Here is a 17,420-nt window from a genome sequence, read left to right on the forward strand (position 1 = left end):
GGCCAGAGAGCGCGTTCCCCTCCCGAGGCGGACTGATCGTATGACCGCCCGCCGCTCCGTCGGCCACGCGGCGGGAAACGGGTGCACAAGACTTGGCAAAAGACGCGACAGAGGACGGATCGCCAGGTCGCTCGCTATGCTCGTTTCGCTGAGGTCGCTGGTTCCAGGGGGGCTCGGCGCCGCTGGACGGGGCCGAGGTGCCTCCCCGATGGCGCTGGGGCGGCTGTTTCCGCCCCTGGTCCGGCGGCGTGGTCGTCACCCACTGCGGAGCGTCCGCCACCGGCCTCCGGGAGTCCGCCGCCCAAGTCGAGCGCGCGCTGGCCCGCTTCGCCGGGCCCGCCTGGACCCGGCGCCCGTGACACCGCGGTGATCAGGCAGGCTTCTGCGGCACCACACACCGCTCCTGAAGCCCGCATCAGGCGGCCAGGTCGTGCTCCATGCGCCGGTCGACCCGGGACCGGAGCGCCAGGGTCACGGCCGAGGTCAGAACGCCGGCGAGGAGGGCGCTCCACCACAGGACGGCGGGGCTCAGGGACGAGTAGACGGTGACGCCCACGGTGAGGGCGCCGAACCGGGCCACTCCCCAGGTCCATTGGAAGGCGCCCTGGTAGCGGCCGCGGGCGTGAGCCGGAGCGAGGCCGGCGACCATCGACGCGGCGATCCCCGCGACCACGACCTCGCCGAGGGACCAGACGACCACGGACACGGTGTACATGGCGACGCTGTCGGCCACACCGGTCAGCGCCACGCCCGCGGCGATCAGCACACTGCCCGCCGCCTGCACGGGCAGCTGCGGAAGCCGGGCGAGAGTGGCCGTGGCGACCGGCTGGAGTACGACCACGAACACCGCGTTGACCGCGGCCATCGCGCCGTAGACAGCAGGTGAGAGCCCGCTGTCGCGGATGGCCAGCGGCAGGGCGACCTCGGTCAGCGAGTAGACGAAAAGCTGGACTCCGAACAGCGGGAGCAGGGCGAGTAGCAGACGGTCGCGCAGGACGACGCCGTAGCCGATGCCGTCCGCCGTCGTGGCCTTGTCCTTCCCGGCGGGGCGCGTCTCCCGCAGGCGGGTGGCGACGATCACCGCGTAGACCAGCATGGTGACGACATCGACGGTGAACAGGAGCCAGTAGCCGTGTGCGGCGAGGAAGCCGCCGAGAACGCCGGCCGCGGCCGTTCCGATGTTGACGCCCCAGCCGAAGAGCGCGTACGCGCGCTGCCGGCGGTCCGCGTCCACGGAGTCGGCCAGCAGCGCGTACGCGGCCGGGCTGATCAACGCGCCCGCCGCGCTGAGCAGCAGGGCCGCGGCCGCCATCGTCAGCGCCCCTGGCGCCGCGAACAGGGCACCCTGCGCGGCGGATGCGCCCAGGAGGCCGATCAGCATCGTGGAGCGGCGGCCGATCCGGTCGGCGAGCAGGCCGCCGAGTGCCGGCCCGACGAGGTTGCCCGCGCCCAGGGCGCCCAGGACATAGGTGGTCTCGGCTCCGGTGACGCCGCGCGCCGCCAGGAAGAAGACCAGGAAGGGGGTGACGAGGTAACCGAGCCGGTTGACGATCGTGCCGGCGAAGACGGTCCAGACGGCGGGCGGCAGGCCGCGGAATGTGGAGAGCATGCCGGAAGAGTGCGCGGTCACCCAGCACCCTTGCCATTGATTAAGGTGAGACCGAATCCATGGGGCAGTGAGCGTCGTCGGCAGGGAGATCGCATGGAGACCGGGCTCAGCTTTTCCGCCGCGGACCTGGCACAGACCCGCTTCGCGGTCTCTCCGATGTGGGAGGTCGTCACCAGCTTTCGGCTGCTGCGCGGCGCGGAAGGCGAGCCTCCACCCCACCGGCGGTGGGCGGCACAGGTACGGCCGCGGCTCGCGGAGGCGGGGCTCGACAGCGGCTGGCTGGCCGCGTTGATTCCCGAGGGCGGCTATCTCGCGGACTTCCTCAACCCGACCCCGGTGACCCCCTTCCCCACGCTCGCCGCCGAACTCGACGCGATCCGGCAGACCCCGGCGGAGCGCGTACGCACCGAACTGAACATGCTCGGCGCCGAACGGGACCTGGGCCGGCAGCCACGGATCCGGCTGCTCAGGGAGGCCCCTGAAGCGGCGCTGCGGAAGGTCGCCGCCGAGATCGAGACGTACTGGGAGCTGGCGCTCGCACCGTATTGGGACCGGATCCGGCAGCTGCTGGAGGCGGATGTGTTCCACCGGGCCCGGCAGGTGGCCGAGCACGGCGCCGGGCACGTCCTCGGCGAGCTGCACGAAACCGTGCGCTGGGACGACGGCACGCTGCGCCTGGTGCGCCGGCACTGCGGGCTGAGCCGGGCCGAGGCCGGGGCAGGGCTGCTGCTGGTGCCCTCCGCCTTCGCCTGGCCGCGGGTGCTCACCCGGTCCGTACCGCCCGACCCTCCGCAACTCGCCTACCCCGCACGGGGAATCGGCACGCTGTGGGAGCCACGGGACGCGGGCTCGATCGACGCGGTCGCGGCGGTGCTGGGCCGGTCCCGCACGCTGCTGCTCGCGGAGCTGGACACACCGGCGTCGACGACGCGGCTCGCGGCGCACTTCGGGATGTCGGCGGCAGGAGTGTCGCAGCATCTCACCGCGCTCCGCGGAGCGGGCCTGGTGACGGCACACCGGGCGGGCCGTTCGGTGCTGTACGCGCGCACAGCGGTGGCCGACGCGCTCATGGCACCCGCCGGAGGCACTGCGCCTCTCTGATGGGGGCGGGGCGGGTGCCGCGCTGGACTACCTGGTGTGGGCGACGTCCACGATCAGCTTGTCGCCGGACTGCTGGACCCGGAACGGCAGCTTGGTCCGGACGCCCAGACCGACCTGGGTCTGCCCCTCGATGCTCGACCCGAACTTGGTGTCCCGGAACGTCTTGTAGCCGGTGACGTCCACACCGGGCAGGGTCTTTCCGGGCTTACCGGCATACGTCTTCTGGGCCGGGTTCGACGGGTTGTAGCTCGGAGCGTTGACGACGATCTCCAGGATGGCGCCGCCCTTGACCGGGATCTGGTCACCGGTGCCGCTCTGACGGAACTTCGCCGTGTATCCGACGTGGTAGCCGACCTTGCCCGTCGCGCCCTTGACGTCGAAGACCATCCGGTCGAGGCCTGGCAGGCCGTGGCCGACCGGACCCGGTCCGCCTGGAGCGCCTCGCTCGGGCGCGGGAACTCCTCGCCGGGCGGGGCATGGACACCGGACAGTGCCGGCTGGCCTGCTTCAGCGCCGCGGGCTTCAGCGATGCGTTGCGCGGCGAGGCGGCACGCGGCGGCGACGGTGTGCTGCTCATCGGCGTCGACGAACTCTACGGCGGGGCAGTGCCCGCCCCGCCACGCTGATCAGCCCAGCCCGGTGTTCCGCTCATTCCCCGATCATCGTCACCGTTGCCCCTTCGGCCGTGGTGACCGTGAGAAAGACGACGACTCTGGCACCAAACGCACTGGAGAGTTCCAGGGTCTCGCCGCCCTGTGCCCCCAGGCATCCAAGATGCATGGACGTCTGTGCGGGGACGTCGAGGGTCAGGCCGTCCTGTGGCCCCGTCGCCCCGTGTCCCCGAAACTGGCTCGGCGGGGTGAGGACTTCCACCCCACCTGGAAAGGTGTCGATGTTCGCCGCCCAGATGTGCAGGACAAAGTCGGCACTGCTGGTCACACGAACGACGTGCTCCTCGTCGCCGAGACCGAAGTAGCCGCGAACAACGTGATCGCCACCTGCCATGGGTATCCCTCTCCGCTGACGCCTCGCAGCCATCGTGATCGGCGTGGAAGCAGCGGGCCAAAGCTGCTAGCCCATACGCCGTAGCCGTTGTCCCGGACGGCATGAAACCGCCGTGAAACCGCCGTGAACCCGGCCGCCCGCACGCTCTGGGGCATGACGAATTCCCGATCCCCCCGGGCCATCACGGCGACCGGGCTGCGCAAGGCGTTCGGCGAGCAGGTGGTGCTCGACGGCATCGATCTGGACATCCCCGAGGGGACGGTCTTCTCGCTGCTCGGGCCGAACGGCGCGGGCAAGACCACCATGGTCCAGATCCTGTCCACGCTGATCGGCGCCGACGGCGGCGAGATCCGCGTCGCCGGGCACGATCCGGCCGAGGACCCCGACGCGGTGCGGGCCGCGATCGGGGTGACCGGGCAGTTCTCGGCCGTCGACCATCTGCTCACCGGCGAGGAGAACCTGCTCCTGATGGCGGACCTGAACTACCTGGGCCGCCGGGAGGGGCGGCGGCGGGCCGCCGAGCTGCTGGAGCGGTTCGACCTGGTCGAGGCGGCGAAGAGGACGCCCGCCACCTACTCGGGCGGGATGCAGCGGCGGCTCGACCTCGCGATGACGCTGGTCGGCGAGCCGCGCATCATCTTCCTCGACGAGCCGACCACCGGCCTCGACCCGCGCAGCCGGCACACCATGTGGCAGCTGATCCGGGACCTGGTGGCGGGCGGGGTCACGGTGTTCCTGACCACGCAGTACCTGGACGAGGCCGATCAGCTCGCCGACCGGATCGCGGTGCTCAACGGCGGGAAGCTGGTCGCGGAGGGGACCGCGGAGGAGCTGAAGCGGCGGATTCCCGGGGGGCACGTCCGGCTGCGGTTCACCGTGCCGGGCGATCTCGAACGGGCCGCCCGCGCCTTCGGCGAGGTGTCGCGCGACGACGACGCGCTCACCCTCCAGGTGCCCAGTGACGGCAGTGTCCGGGAGTTGAGGTCCCTGCTCGACTGGCTGGACGCCGAGTCGATCGAGGCCGAGGAGCTGTCCGTGCACACCCCCGACCTCGACGACGTGTTCTTCGCCCTCACCGAGAAGCCCGGCAACCAGACCACCACCGCACAGAAGGTGAACGCGTGATGAGCAGCGCCGTGTCCCGTCCCCTGACCGACTCCATGACGATGCTGCGGCGCAACCTCCGGCACGCGCTGCGCTTCCCCGCCATGACGATCTCCGTCGTCGCGATGCCGATCGTCATGCTGCTGCTGTTCGTGTACGTCTTCGGTGGCGCGCTGGGCACCGGCGTCGGCCCGATGGGCGGGGCGGGCGGCGGCGACACGGACTACATCGACTACGCCGCCCCCGGAATCATCCTGATGGCGGCGACCTCCGGGTCGCTGGCGATGGCGGTGGCCATCTCCGTCGACATGACCGCGGGCATCATCAACCGGTTCCGCACCATGGCGATCTCGCGGTCGTCGGTGCTGATCGGGCACGTCGTCGGCTGTGTGCTCCAGACGCTGATCGCCATCGCGCTGGTCATCGGGCTCGCGCTGCTCATGGGGTTCCGGCCGAACGCCACCCCCGTCGAGTGGCTCGCGGTGCTCGGCCTCCTGGCACTGGTCACCGTCGCGCTCACCTGGCTCGCGGCCGCCATGGGGATGGCGTGCAAGACCCCCGAGACCGCCAGCAACGCGCCCATGCCGCTCCAGTTCCTGCCGCTCCTCGGCAGCGCGGTCGTCCCCACGGACTCGATGCCGACCGCGCTGCGCTGGTTCGCCGAGTACCAGCCCTACACCCCGATCATCGAGACGCTGCGGGGGCTGCTGATGGGCACGGAGATCGGGAACAGCGGGGTCATCGCGGTGGTCTGGTGCGTGGGGCTCACGCTGCTCGGCTTCCTCTGGGCGCGGGCGCTGTTCAAGCGGGAGCCCCGGCGTTAACGGGCCCGGCAGCGCTCGCCGTGCCTGCCGTGCCCGCCGTACTCGCGCGGGGCGGGCGTCAGGGGCTCGATCGTCGTCAGGGCCGTGGCCAGCAGTTCTTCCCGCCCCAGGGCGGCGTACGAGGACACCGCGTCCGCGTACGCCGCCCTGTCGGCCTGTTCGGCCGCGCGGCGGGCGCGGGCGGAGGACATGGTCGGCTGGAAGCCGCGCAGGAAGCGGAACCGCTCCGCCAGGGCGATCAGCCGCGCGCCGGTCGTACTGGCCGCCGCGTCCGCGGTGCGCTCCGCGCGGTCGAGTTCCACCATGGCCAGGGCCAGCAGCAGCGCGCCGCACACCGGGAGGTCCATCAGGTAGGCCGGGGGCTTCTCCACGGGGTGGCTGAGCATCGTCCACAGCTTGTGGGGAAGTACGCCGACGGCCTCCTCGATCAGGCCGAGCCGGCCGTGGTGCGCGTGGGCGACCACGGCCGCGGCCTCGATCTCCAGGGTCCAGGGCTCCAGACCGGGCGGATCGGTGCGGTAGAGCGCGCGCTCGCCGCTCTCCGGCGCCTTGACGGCCCGCCGCCACTCGTGGCAGCCGGCCTCGGCCTCGCCGCGCGCGAGCAGCAGCTCAGCCCGCATGCCGAGGCCGAAGGCGAGCGCGCCGACCGTCTCCGTCTCCGCCTGCCGTTCGGGCGTCGTCAGCGGCAGCCAGCGCTCCGCCTCGTCGACGGCGCCGAGTTGGAGATTGGCGAGGACCAGGGCCGCCTTGATGCCGGTGATGTCCCCCCACAGCATGCCCCCCTCCATCAGCCGCAGCGCCGCGGCCAGATGGCGCCGGCCCTCCTCGCCCCGTTCGGCCTGAAGGGACAGTTCGCTGATCCGGGTGCGGGCCAGAACCTCGACCCAGTCGGCGCCCCGGCCCCGGAACGCGTCCAGCATCCCCTCGGCCGCCCGGATCGCGCCGTCCACGTCGCCCTGCCGCTCCAGGGCATAGCTCGCGAGGGAGTTGGCGACGACCGCCAGCAGCGGCTCGTCGCTGTCGCACAGCGCGCGCAGCGGGGCGGGATCCGGCCCCAGCACCTCGGGCGCGGCGGCCATCACGGTCGCGATGGCCCGTACGAGGGTGTCGGGCGGGGCGGGCGGCAGCCGGCGCAGGGTGGCCAGCGGGCGGCCGGCGCGCAGCCCGACGACGGTGAAGGTGTTCGCGGTGAACAGCGCCGCGGCGGTCCGGGTGACCTCGACGAGCGCGGGGTCGGACCCCCGCTCGGGCCGGAAGTGCGACAGCTGCCTGCTGGTCTCCTCGGCCAGCGCGGCGACGCGCGCGTAGTTGCCCTCGACCGTCCACAAGGACGCGAGCACGGCGGCCGTCGCCGCGACCGCCGGGCCGTCGGCGCGGGCCAGCCCGTGCCGCAGCGCGTGGACGAGGTTGTCCTGCTCGGCCCGGATCCGCTCGAGGGGCGCGAAGAAGTCGCGTTCGTGGGGCGAGTCGTGGTGCGCCACGCCGAAGTCGCGGGCCCACGCGAGGAAACGGCCGATCACACGGTCGGTCTCCCCGGCCGCCTCACGGTGGGCGGTGCTGAACTCCCGTACGGTCTCCAGCATCCGGAAGCGTGCCCCCGACGCGGTGTCGGCGACCTTGAGCAGCGACTGGTCGGCCAGGTCCGCGAGCACCCCGAGGACGTCGTCCTCCTCTCCGAGGAGGTGGCACGCGGCGTCCGCCGTGAATCCGCCGGGGAACACGGACAGCGCGCGCAGCGCCGCCTGCCCGGCCGGATCCAGCAGGTTCCAGCTCCAGTCGACGACGGCGTGCAGCGTACGGTGGCGGCTCGGGGCGTCCCGTGCGCCGCCGCGCAGCAGGGTGAACCGGTCCTCCAGGCGGCGGGCGATCTCCGCGACCGACATGACCCGGACCCGCGCGGCCGCCAGCTCCACCGCGAGCGGCAGCCCGTCCAGGTGGCGGCACAGCTCCTCCACCGCGTCCGCGGGCAGGTCGGCGCCGGGGCGCACGGCCCGCGCCCGCTGCCCGAACAGCTCGACCGTCGTCGCCAGGCTCAGCTCCGGCAGCGGATACACGGCCTCCGAGGAGAGGCCGAGCGGGGCCCGGCTCGTGGTGAGCACCCGCAGGTCCTGGGCCTGGGACACCAGATGGCGCACCAGCTCGGCGGCGCCGCGTATGACGTGCTCGCAGTTGTCCAGCACCAGCAGCACCGGCCCGGGGCCGAGCGCGGCCAGGATGCCGCTGTGGACATCCGTCGGCAGACCCAGATGGCCGACCGCGCCGGGCGGGGCCTCGCCGACGCCGAGCGCCGACGCGACCTCCCTGACCACGTCGTCGTCGGACGTGACGCCCGCGAGCCCGACGAAGTACACGGCGCGCCGCCCGGCCCGGCGGCTCACGGCGTGCGCCAGCCGCGTCTTGCCCAGGCCGCCGGGGCCGACGACGGAAGCGACCCGGGAGGCGTCCAGCAGCCCGGCCACCGCGGCGATGTCCTCGTCGCGGCCGAGCAGCGGGTTGGGCTCGTACGGGACGCCGTGCCGCACCGCCGGCTCCTCGCCCCGCAGCAGCTCCTCGTGCAGGGCCTGGAGCGCGGGGCCGGGGTCGGTGCCGAGTTCGTCGCGCAGCGCCCGGCGGTAGGTGTCGTACCTGGCCAGCGCCGCGGACGGGCCGAGCGTGGCCGCCTCGCAGCGCAACAGCTCCAGCAGCACCTCCTCGTCCCGTGGCCGCTCGCGGGCCAGGCCGGCCAGCGGCTCGGCCGCCTCGGCCCGGCGGCCGAGCCGGGACAGCGCCAGCGCGCGGGCGCGCGCCAGCGTCCGGTACGTCACGGCCCGCTCGGCGCGCAGGGCGGCCACCGGGTCCTCGGCCACCGCGCCCCGCGCCGCGCCGTCGGCCTCGCCGCCCGGGGCGCCCTCCCACAGCGCGAGGCCCTCCTCGGCGTGCGCGAGCGCGGCGGCGTGGTCGCCCGCGCGGGCGTGGCGCGCGCTCTCGGCCGCGCTGAGCAGGACGGCCGAGCTGTCGACCCGGTCCTCGGGCAGGGCGAGACGGTAGCCGGTGGGGGTGCTGGCGATCACGTCGGCGCCGAGCTGGGAGCGGGCGCGGGAGACCAGGATCTGGAGCGCCTTGGTCGGGTTCTCGGGCCGCTCCTCCGGCCGTTCCTCCGGCCAGAGCCCGTCCACCAGGCGCGCGGTGCCGCAGCCGGTGCGCAGGTCGCCCGCGAGGAGCGCGAGCAGTCCGCGCAGCCGGGGCCCGTTGATCTCGCGGCCTCGGCACGAGACCCGCGACAGCAGGGTCAGCTCGGTGGTCACCGGGTCAGGTTAGCCAGTCGCCTTGACGCCGCGATCGCCCCGGCCTCGCGCTTGAGGCGGCCCGCCGGGGGCAGCGGCGCCGAAGGCGTACGAGCCCTCAGAACCCGCGCCCGCCGACCGCCGTACGGCCCACGACCGCCCCCAGCTTGCGCAGCCGCCGCCAGTCCATGCGCGGCTTCACCACCGGAACCCCGGGCCGGACCCGGGGCACCCGCACCCGCAGCGCCCCCTGCGCGATACGGCAGCGCACGGGCACCGACAGCACCATCGCCTCACCGTCCACCCCGACCTCTATCTCCGGGCGGTCGGCGTCCACCACCACCTCGCGGGCGGTGCGCACCGTCAGGCCCGCGGCCTTACGGCCGCGCAGCAGCCCGGCGGCCTGGGCGGCGTTGTCGACCTTGACACCGAGGACACCCAGCCGGCCCGAGTTCAGCAGCTCGCGGCGGCCGAGCCCGGCCGGGTCGCCCGTGCGGTACGGGTTGTTGCTGACCAGCAGGGCCTGGGGGGCGGGGATCCGGATTCCGTCGGCCTGCGCCATCAGCACGGGGCCGCGCTGCCGGGTCAGCAGGTCGGGCAGCAGCTCCAGGGTGGTGCGCACCTTGTCGTCGCGGTACGCCGGGCTCTGGACGACCGCCGCGTACGCCCCGAACGACGCGTTGTTGACGAAGGGGTGCTCGTTCGCGAAGCCCAGGTCGACCCAGAGCTCCACGCCGTCGGAGAGCGCGTCCAGGCAGGTCGACGGGTCCTCGCGGTCAAGACCGAGGTCCAGGGCGAAGTGGTTGCGGGTGCCCGCGGAGATCACCAGGAAGGGGATGCCGCGCTCCGCCGCGACCGCCGCGACCAGCGCCTGGGTGCCGTCACCGCCCGCCACGCCCAGCAGATCGGCGCCCGCGTCCGCCGCCTCGCGGGCCAGGGCGGCCACGTCCTGCGGATGGTCCGGGTCGAGCAGCACCACGCGCGCGCCCAGACCCTCGGCCTTCTCCTTCAGCCCGAACCGCGCCACCTTCCCGCCGCCCGAGCGCGGGTTCATGATCAGGAAGGGGCGCTCCGGGGCGGGCGTCTGATGCTCCGTCACCGGTATGGCGCCGAAGCCGGTGCTGCGGATCGCGGCCCGCCCCGACCAGACCGCCACCGCCCACAGCCCCAGGGCGACCATGACCACCCAGAGCAGATTCCGCGCGTCGTAGAACCCGATCACGGTGGCCGGCGCCGCGACGGCCAGCACGGCCGCCGCGATCCGGACCGCGCCGCGGCGGGTCAGCACCCACCAGACTGCGGCGGCGGTGACCGCCATGCCCACCAGCCCGACCAGGACCAGCACCAGGCTGGCGGACCCGGCGAAGATCAGCGGCAGCAGCACCGCCAGCGCGGCGGTGGCCAGGGCCAGCCGTGCCGACCAGCGCTGCACGGAATGAGTCCCTTCGTCGCTCCCCCATCGACCGCCGGGAGGTGCCCCCTCCAGCCACCTCGACCCTCCCCGGCCCGGCGAACCATTCAACGGCTACTCCCTGCACCTTCGGCACGTTCAGCACATTCGACAGCGCGTCATGCTAGGCCCTGCGGCGAGCCGTTACCCCGAACTCGCCCTGGAGGACGGGCCGTGGCGCCATACGGTTCACTCGCGCGTCGCCGACAGCGGGCGGCGGCGGGCGGCGGGCGGCGGGCGGCGGCGGACGGCGACGCGGGGTCCGCAGGCCCGAGGCCGTGTCCGGCGGATCTTGACGCCTGCGGCGGGCCCACGCGGTGGAGCCCCGCGCGGCGGAGCCGCAAATCGACCGCCGCTCGGACACTGCCCCACCCCGCCCCTTCCCGAAACTGGGGCGCTGCCCCAGACCCCGGGGTCCAGGGGCAAAGCCCCCCACGCGGCGGAGCCGCAAATCTGCACCGCGGGAAGGTCCGGGGCGGCTCAGGCGGTGGCGGGCCCGACCGCACGGGCGACGAGGTCGCGCCAGCCCGCCTCCAGCCGCTCCAGCGCCATGCCGCGCTGCCGGGTCAGATGGTGGATGAGGGCGGGCTCCAGCCAGCCCATCAGCGTCTCCGCCAGCAGCTCCACGTCGCCGTCGGCCCGCGCCTCGCGGAGCAGCATGGTGATGTGGGTGAGCCGGACCTGGCGCGGGGCGATGACCAGGCGGCGGTCGGCGGGCGGATCACCGGCCAGGTAGAGGTCGAGATACGCGGACATCTGGCGGAGGGTGGACACGCCGAACGCCTCCAGCCGCTCGACGGCCGGGGCGCCGGGCCCGAGTGGGGGCGGGCCGGTGAGAAACGCCTGCTGGTATGCCTGCTCGGAGTGGTCGAGCAGGGCCTGGAGCAGACCGGTGCGGTCGCCGAAGCGCCGGAAGACCGTCCCCTTGCCGACCGACGCGGCGCAGGCGACCGCCTCCATGGTCAGGTTGTCCGCGCCCTGCTCGGCGACCAGCCGCGCGGCGGCCTCCAGCAGCCGGGCCCGGTTGCGCGCGGCGTCGGCCCGCATGGGCGGCGCCTGGCCGGCCAGGGGCAGCAGCGACCGCCCGGCCGCGTCCTGGGAGGACGAGGCGGGAGGGGGCGGGGGCTGGGACGCCGCTGACGAGGTCATGATGAGCAAGCTTAGCGGACCGCGGTCCGCTTGGATTAAAGTGGACCGCGGTCCGGTTATCTGGTATAACCTTCAACTAATGAGGTCCGCACCGCGGGCGCTTATCGATCTTGGAGAAGAAATGTCTGTTCGTATCCTCGCCCTGGTCGGCAGCCTCCGCGCCGGCTCGCACAACCGTCAGCTCGCCGAGACCGCCGTGAAGCTCGCCCCCGAGGGTGTCGAGATCCAGATTCACGAGGGCCTGGCCGACATTCCGTTCTACAACGAGGACATCGACGTCGAGGGGTCCGTGCCCGAGGCCGCCGCCAAGCTGCGTGCCGCGACCGCCGCGGCCGACGCCCTGCTGCTGTTCTCGCCCGAGTACAACGGCACCATGCCGGGCGTCCTGAAGAACGCGATCGACTGGCTGTCCCGCCCGTATGGCGTCGGCGCCATCGGCGGCAAGCCGGTGGCCGTCGTCGGCACCGCCTTCGGCCAGTACGGCGGCGTGTGGGCCCACGACGACGCCCGTAAGTCCGTGGGCATCGCCGGCGGCACCGTCGTCGAGGACATCAAGCTCGCCATCCCCGGCTCCGTGACCCGCTTCGCCGAGCTGCACCCGGAGAACGACGCCGAGGTCACCGGCCAGCTCAACGACGTGCTCGCCCGCCTCGTCAAGGAAGCGGGCGCCGCGAAGGCCTGAGCCCCGACTTCCCCCAGCGGGCCCCGCCGACCGAACGCGGTCGACGGGGCCCGCTCGCGTTCCAGTACGCTCTCGCCGAATCAGCGATGCCGCCACATCCGACCACAGCGGGAGTGCCCGTGGAATTCATCCACCACGCCGACGGCGAATCCCTGAGCTGTGCCACCTTCGAGCCCGCCGCCGAAACCGCCGGACCCGCGCCATCCGGCACCGGCCGCACCCGCGTGGTGATCATGCACGGGGCCGGGGTCGGCAGCAAGGAGCGGTCCATCCCGCTCGCCCGCGACTTCGCCGCCGCGGGCCACCCCTCCCTCGCGTTCGACTTCTCCGGACACGGGGACAGCTCGGGGCGGCCGGCGGAGCTGAGCCTGGAGCGGAGGTACCGTCAGGCGCTCGACGTCATAGAGGCGTTCGCCCCCGACGGCGACCCGCTCACGCTGGTCGGCTTCAGCATGAGCGGCCAGACCGTCGCCGATCTGGCCGCCCACCTCGGCGGCCGGGTCGCGGCGATCTGCCTGTGCGCCCCGGCGGCGTACGCGCCCGAGGCATGGCCACTGCCGTTCGGCGACGGGTTCACCGAGCTGATCCGCCGGCCCGAGAGCTGGCGCCCCAGCACGGTCTTCGACGTGCTCGGCGCCTTCACCGGCCGCGCCGTCCTCGTCGTCCCGGAACGCGACGACATCATCCCGGCCGAGGTCACGGCCGGGATCGAGCAGGCCCTCCGTACGAAGTCCCGGTTCGCCAAGCTCGTCCTGGACGGCGCCGACCACCAGCTCGGCCGCTGGCTCTCGGCCCACCCCGCACACCGCGCCCGGCTCGTGGACCTGTGCACCCGGCCACACGACCCGGACTCCACCGACCCCGGTCCGAAACGTTGACGCCGTGGCATTAGTGTCCGAGCCTCGGCATCAGCGAGACAAGGGGGGCGTGGCCATCCATGGCGACGGACGACGCCGTACGCGGCTGCACCGGCGTGCTGGTCATCGGCACCCGCGGATCCACCGGCCCCGGTGAGGTCCTGGTACGGATCAGAGGCGGCTCCGAAACCTTCCTCGCCTGGTCCGACGTCCCCCTGCCCAAAGGAACATCCGTGCTCGTGATCGATTGCCGTGGCGCGCGCCACGTCGACGTCATCGAGTGGGCTGATCCGTTGAACGCGCTGCCCGGCGAGGCCGGCAGCGCCGGTTGAGGAGACGAAACATGTTCGGTTACCGCGTTCCCGCCCCGGACCAGGCGATGCTCATCTCCGGCGGCAGGCGTGGACAGGGTGGGGCGCCGTTCCGGGTGGTGACCGGCCACGGCAAGTTCGTGATCCCCGTCTTCCGCAAGACCCGGTTCCTGACCCTGGCGATGTGCGAGTCGGAGGTCGCCGAGACCTGTGTCACCAAGCAGGGCATCGTCCTGACGGTCCGTGCCGTGATCGCCTTCAAGGTCGGCAACGACACCGAGAGCATCGTCAACGCGGGCCAGCGGTTCCTCTCCGACCAGGACCAGATGTCGGTGCTGACCGGCCGGATCTTCGCCGGACACCTGCGCGCGATCATCGGCTCGATGACCGTCGAGGAGATCATCACCGAGCGGCAGAAGCTCGCCACCGAGGTCCTGGACACCTCCAAGACCGAGATGGCGAAGATCGGTCTGATCGTGGACTCCCTCCAGATCCAGTCCATCGACGACGGCGACACCGGCTACATCGCGGCGATGTCCGCCCCGCACAAGGCGGCCATCCAGCGCCAGGCCCAGATCGCCCAGGCCCAGGCCGCGCAGGCCTCGGCCGAGGCGGAGCAGGCGGCCGCGCGTAAGCAGGCCGAATACGCCCGGCAGACCGCCATCGTGCAGGCCGAGTACTCGGCGGAGGTCGAGCGCGCCCAGGCCCAGGCCGCCCAGGCCGGACCACTGGCCGACGCCCATGCGCAGCAGGAGGTGCTCGCCGCGCGGACCGAACTGGCCCAGCGCGCGGCCGACCTGCGCCAGCAGCAGCTGGTCGCCGAGATCGTGAAGCCCGCCGAGGCCGAGGCCGAGCGGATCAGGGTGCTGGCGCTGGCCGAGGCGGAGCGGATGCGCATCCAGGCCGAGGCCGCGGCCTCGCACGGCCGGGTGGCGCTGGACCGCATGCTCATCGACCAGCTGCCGCAGATCGTCAAGGAGGCAGCCAACGGGCTCTCCGGGGCCAACGTCAACGTCCTCAACGGCGCCGACGGCCTGGGCGAGATCGCGGCGGGCCTGGTCGGGCAGGGCCTGACGATCCTGGACTCGGTACGGCGGAGCCTGGGTTCACCCGAGGGCGGCGCGGACAAGGCGGACGAGGGCGGCAGGGTCGAGATCCGCTGAGGAGCAGGACCGGCGGCCGGACGACCACCGGATGACGGCCGGACGACGGCCGCCTCTCAGCACATCTGGTGGTCTCTCCGGTCCGGGAACGTCACCCGGTTGAGGTTGCAGCGGTGCGCCGGGGCCCCGGAACACCGCGCATGCGCCTTCAGCGCGACACTGACCAGGCACAGCAGCACATCCGCGTCCCGCTCGTTGTCCAGGTGCACGGTCACCCACTGCGAGTCCGGCACCAGCCGGATCGCCGTGGACCGCCCCAGGTGGACGGCCAGGTGCCGGATGGCCGGTTCGGTAAGGTGCAGGTCAGCGTCCCGGTCGGAGTGGAAGTGCACGATCTCGCACTCCGCCGTACGCAGCGCGCGGCCCGCGCCACAGCAGGCCGGGCCCACGTCGAGGTCCGGCCAGTCCCGCAATCGCTCCATGGCCCGATGCGCCACGCTCACACCACCATCTTCCCCCGGTTTCCCCGGGCCTCACCCTCGCGTTGCCCGACCGTAACCAATCGGCCGGGCAGGCCGGTTGTCGCCCCTCGCCGACACACCGCACACCCCACACCGCCCACCCGAGGGGGCGGTGGCCTTGTGATGCCCGCCCCCCCTTGCTACTCTTCAGTAGCCAGGAGCGTTGGAAAAACAAACTCACCCCGCCTCGCTGGAACTCGCTGGAAGAGGAGGCGATCGCCATGCGCGACGCCGTCATCGTCGAAGCCGTCCGCACCCCCATCGGCAAGGGAAAACCGGGCGGCGCGCTCGCCGGAGTGCATCCCGTGGAGCTGCTGGCCCAGACGCTGGGCACGCTCATCGAGCGGAGCGGGGTGGATCCGGCCCTGGTCGACGACGTCATCGGCGGGTGCGTCGACCAGGTGGGCGAGCAGGCCATGAACACCACCCGGTACGCATGGCTCTCCGCCGGATTCCCCGACTCCGTCCCGGCGACGACCGTGGACCGGCAGTGCGGCTCCTCGCAGCAGGCCGTGCACTTCGCCGCGCAGGGAGTGATCTCCGGGGCGTACGACCTGGTGGTGGCCTGTGGCGTGGAGTCCATGAGCCGGGTCCCCATGTGGTCCAACGTGCCCGCGGGCGCCGATCCGTTCGGGCCGGGCATCGCGGCCCGCTACCCCGAGGGGCTGGTGCCGCAGGGGATCAGCGCCGAGCTGATCGCCGCCAAGTGGTCCCTCACGCGGGAGCAGATGGACGAGTTCGCCACCGCGTCCCACCAGAAGGCGGCCCGCGCGACCGCCGAGGGCCGGTTCGCCACCGAGCTCGCCCCGGTACGGGCGGACGACCGCACGGTGGACACCGACGAGTCCATCCGCCCCGGCACCACGCCCGAGGTGCTGGCCGGGCTGCGGCCCGCCTTCGCCGACCCCGGGTTCGCCGAGCGGTTCCCGCAGATCCAGTGGTCGGTGACCGCGGGCAACAGCAGCCCGGTCAACGACGGCGCCGCCGCGCTGCTGATCACCAGCAGCGAGACGGCGGCCCGGCTCGGCCTGCGCCCCAAGGCCCGGCTGCACAGCTTCGCCGTCACCGGCTCCGATCCGCTGCTCATGCTCACCGGCGTCATCCCCGCCACGGAGAAGGTGCTGCGCCGGGCCGGGCTGGCGCTGTCGGACATCGACCTGTTCGAGGTCAACGAGGCGTTCGCCAGCGTGGTGCTGGCCTGGCAGCAGGAGACGGGCGCCGACCCCGGCAAGGTCAACGTCAACGGCGGCGCCATCGCCCTCGGCCACCCCCTCGGCGCCAGCGGCGCCCGGCTGATGACCACCCTGGTCGGCGCCATGCGCGAGCGCGGCGCGCGGTACGCCCTCCAGACCATGTGCGAGGCGGGCGGGCTCGCCAACGCGACGGTGCTGGAGGCCATCGGGTAAGTCGCCGTTGTCAATCCGCCGGGCGGCCGGCCCCGGGCGCGCGCGGGCCAAGCGGGTTGATCGGCACATGCCACCGGTTGTGGTCAAGATCCGCCACGTTACGGGTCTGTCCCAACGGACCGTGGCCGAGACCGCCTTCCAGCGGCGTGCCCTGGCGCGGTGCGGCGCATGCGGCGCACCGTGTTCGGGCCCTGTTTCCCGCTCCGGATGGCGGCAGAGGAGGGGTGCGGGAGCAGCGGGTGCGGGCGGGGTGTGCCCGGCTGCGTGTGTAACAGGGATGTATTAGCGGGTGGTTGGACGGAACAGCTTGTCGGCGGGGCCAATCTTGGTGCCCAGAAACGCTCGCTCGTACCGACTCGTACCGAGCAGCGACACCCCCCACCGATACTGAGGAACAACGATGCGCGTCTCCAAACTCACCTTCGCCACCTTGGCCGTTGTCGCGGGTCTCTCGCTCACGGCCTGCCAGAACGACGATGACGGCACGGGACAGAGCAAGCCGTCGTCCTCGTCCGCAGCGTCTTCGTCGGGCGGCGGTTCGGGCTCGGGCGGCTCCGACGACAACAGCAAGGCCGACAAGTGCCGCACCGACGAGCTGGAGATCACGGCGGCGGACCGCACCATCGACGGCGACGGCGAGCGCACCGTCGCGGTGACGCTGAAGAACGGTGGCGGCCGGGACTGCACGCTCTCCGGGTTCGCGGGCGTCGACCTGAAGACCAGCGAGGGGACGGTGTCCGCGGAGCGCAGTGGTGAGCAGGCCGACCCGATCGTCCTCAAGGACGGGAAGTCGACCTACTTCGGCATCACCTACCCGGACAACGACTCGGGCGGCTCCGGCGTCCGCGTCACGGGGCTCGTGGTGACCCCGCCGAACGAGACGAAGTCGGTCACCCTCGACTGGCCGGGCGCCGCCACGCTGCCCGTCACGGACGGTTCCGGCTCCTCGGTGAAGGTCGGCCCGATGGGTGGCATCGGCCAGGGCGACTGACGCGCACCCACGCCGCCCCCTGGCCCTGCTGATCGCGCCGGGCC

Annotated in this window: 18 protein-coding genes; 11 read left to right on the top strand and 7 right to left on the bottom strand. The window is 73.0% G+C overall.

The annotated features are described in order from the left end of the window. Nucleotides 1–197 precede the first annotated feature (197 nt). Nucleotides 198–359, top strand: coding sequence for a hypothetical protein (locus ACZ4WQ_RS26470; RefSeq protein WP_311728539.1), 162 nt, complete (start codon nucleotides 198–200; stop codon nucleotides 357–359). A gap of 56 nt (nucleotides 360–415) precedes the next feature. On the opposite strand, the gene ACZ4WQ_RS26475 is transcribed toward ACZ4WQ_RS26470, so the two are convergent. Beyond that, complete coding sequence (locus ACZ4WQ_RS26475) at nucleotides 416–1,609, bottom strand: MFS transporter (protein WP_468022465.1); 1,194 nt, start codon at nucleotides 1,607–1,609, stop codon at nucleotides 416–418. A gap of 93 nt (nucleotides 1,610–1,702) precedes the next feature. Between ACZ4WQ_RS26475 and ACZ4WQ_RS26480 the strand changes: the two genes are divergently transcribed. After that, nucleotides 1,703–2,710, top strand: coding sequence for an ArsR/SmtB family transcription factor (locus ACZ4WQ_RS26480; protein ID WP_468022466.1), 1,008 nt, complete (start codon nucleotides 1,703–1,705; stop codon nucleotides 2,708–2,710). 27 nt (nucleotides 2,711–2,737) lie between these two features. Here ACZ4WQ_RS26480 and ACZ4WQ_RS26485 read toward each other — a convergent pair whose 3' ends face one another. Continuing rightward, complete coding sequence (locus tag ACZ4WQ_RS26485) at nucleotides 2,738–3,097, bottom strand: AMIN-like domain-containing (lipo)protein (RefSeq protein ID WP_311728542.1); 360 nt, start codon at nucleotides 3,095–3,097, stop codon at nucleotides 2,738–2,740. 89 nt (nucleotides 3,098–3,186) lie between these two features. Between ACZ4WQ_RS26485 and ACZ4WQ_RS26490 the strand changes: the two genes are divergently transcribed. After that, nucleotides 3,187–3,336, top strand: coding sequence for a hypothetical protein (locus tag ACZ4WQ_RS26490; protein ID WP_398375776.1), 150 nt, complete (start codon nucleotides 3,187–3,189; stop codon nucleotides 3,334–3,336). 22 nt (nucleotides 3,337–3,358) lie between these two features. Here ACZ4WQ_RS26490 and ACZ4WQ_RS26495 read toward each other — a convergent pair whose 3' ends face one another. Then, entirely contained in the window at nucleotides 3,359–3,715 is a 357-nt protein-coding gene (locus ACZ4WQ_RS26495) for a hypothetical protein (protein WP_398375774.1), read from the bottom strand. Nucleotides 3,716–3,868: 153 nt separating this feature from the next. On the opposite strand from ACZ4WQ_RS26495, the gene ACZ4WQ_RS26500 reads away from it, so the two are divergent. Together ACZ4WQ_RS26500 and ACZ4WQ_RS26505 are read left to right on the top strand one after the other, a co-directional pair. Further along, a complete protein-coding gene (locus tag ACZ4WQ_RS26500; RefSeq protein ID WP_311728545.1) occupies nucleotides 3,869–4,840 on the top strand; it encodes an ATP-binding cassette domain-containing protein in 972 nt (323 codons plus the stop codon). Beyond that, complete coding sequence (locus ACZ4WQ_RS26505; protein WP_311728546.1) at nucleotides 4,840–5,643, top strand: ABC transporter permease; 804 nt, start codon at nucleotides 4,840–4,842, stop codon at nucleotides 5,641–5,643. The genes ACZ4WQ_RS26500 and ACZ4WQ_RS26505 overlap by 1 nt, the downstream gene beginning before the upstream one ends. Here the strand turns inward: ACZ4WQ_RS26505 and ACZ4WQ_RS26510 are convergent. The 3 genes from ACZ4WQ_RS26510 to ACZ4WQ_RS26520 all read right to left on the bottom strand — a co-directional run bounded on the left by ACZ4WQ_RS26510 (nucleotide 5,640) and on the right by ACZ4WQ_RS26520 (nucleotide 11,505). Further along, on the bottom strand, nucleotides 5,640–8,927 hold the full coding sequence (locus ACZ4WQ_RS26510; protein ID WP_398375771.1) for an ATP-binding protein: 3,288 nt from the start codon (nucleotides 8,925–8,927) through the stop codon (nucleotides 5,640–5,642). The two genes, ACZ4WQ_RS26505 and ACZ4WQ_RS26510, sit on opposite strands and share 4 nt — an antisense overlap. A 97-nt stretch (nucleotides 8,928–9,024) precedes the next feature. Further along, nucleotides 9,025–10,338, bottom strand: coding sequence for a diacylglycerol/lipid kinase family protein (locus ACZ4WQ_RS26515; RefSeq protein WP_398375769.1), 1,314 nt, complete (start codon nucleotides 10,336–10,338; stop codon nucleotides 9,025–9,027). 498 nt (nucleotides 10,339–10,836) lie between these two features. Further along, nucleotides 10,837–11,505 carry a TetR/AcrR family transcriptional regulator gene (locus tag ACZ4WQ_RS26520; RefSeq protein ID WP_398375767.1) on the bottom strand — a complete coding sequence of 223 codons (669 nt, stop codon included), beginning with the start codon at nucleotides 11,503–11,505 and terminating at the stop codon, nucleotides 10,837–10,839. Between the two features lie 121 nt (nucleotides 11,506–11,626). Between ACZ4WQ_RS26520 and ACZ4WQ_RS26525 the strand changes: the two genes are divergently transcribed. From ACZ4WQ_RS26525 to ACZ4WQ_RS26540, 4 genes are all read left to right on the top strand, one after another. Then, the gene (locus tag ACZ4WQ_RS26525; protein WP_398375765.1) at nucleotides 11,627–12,187 is read left to right on the top strand and encodes an NAD(P)H-dependent oxidoreductase; all 561 of its coding nucleotides are present in this window, start codon (nucleotides 11,627–11,629) and stop codon (nucleotides 12,185–12,187) included. A 119-nt stretch (nucleotides 12,188–12,306) separates the two neighbouring features. Continuing rightward, nucleotides 12,307–13,065: an alpha/beta hydrolase gene (locus ACZ4WQ_RS26530; protein WP_398375763.1), complete on the top strand. Its 759-nt coding sequence runs from the start codon at nucleotides 12,307–12,309 to the stop codon at nucleotides 13,063–13,065. A gap of 59 nt (nucleotides 13,066–13,124) precedes the next feature. After that, nucleotides 13,125–13,376 carry a hypothetical protein gene (locus tag ACZ4WQ_RS26535; RefSeq protein ID WP_311728552.1) on the top strand — a complete coding sequence of 84 codons (252 nt, stop codon included), beginning with the start codon at nucleotides 13,125–13,127 and terminating at the stop codon, nucleotides 13,374–13,376. 11 nt (nucleotides 13,377–13,387) lie between these two features. Continuing rightward, nucleotides 13,388–14,518: an SPFH domain-containing protein gene (locus tag ACZ4WQ_RS26540; RefSeq protein ID WP_311728553.1), complete on the top strand. Its 1,131-nt coding sequence runs from the start codon at nucleotides 13,388–13,390 to the stop codon at nucleotides 14,516–14,518. Between the two features lie 56 nt (nucleotides 14,519–14,574). Here ACZ4WQ_RS26540 and ACZ4WQ_RS26545 read toward each other — a convergent pair whose 3' ends face one another. Beyond that, complete coding sequence (locus tag ACZ4WQ_RS26545) at nucleotides 14,575–14,961, bottom strand: luciferase domain-containing protein (protein ID WP_311728554.1); 387 nt, start codon at nucleotides 14,959–14,961, stop codon at nucleotides 14,575–14,577. Nucleotides 14,962–15,200: 239 nt separating this feature from the next. Here ACZ4WQ_RS26545 and ACZ4WQ_RS26550 point away from each other — a divergent pair, with 239 nt between their 5' ends. Further along, nucleotides 15,201–16,385, top strand: a complete 1,185-nt coding sequence (locus ACZ4WQ_RS26550; RefSeq protein WP_398897302.1) for a thiolase family protein — start codon at nucleotides 15,201–15,203, stop codon at nucleotides 16,383–16,385. Nucleotides 16,386–16,785: 400 nt separating this feature from the next. After that, on the top strand, nucleotides 16,786–17,376 hold the full coding sequence (locus tag ACZ4WQ_RS26555; RefSeq protein WP_311728556.1) for a DUF4232 domain-containing protein: 591 nt from the start codon (nucleotides 16,786–16,788) through the stop codon (nucleotides 17,374–17,376). Nucleotides 17,377–17,420 lie beyond the last annotated feature (44 nt).

It is taken from the genome of Streptomyces sp. NPDC028305 (assembly GCF_055569495.1).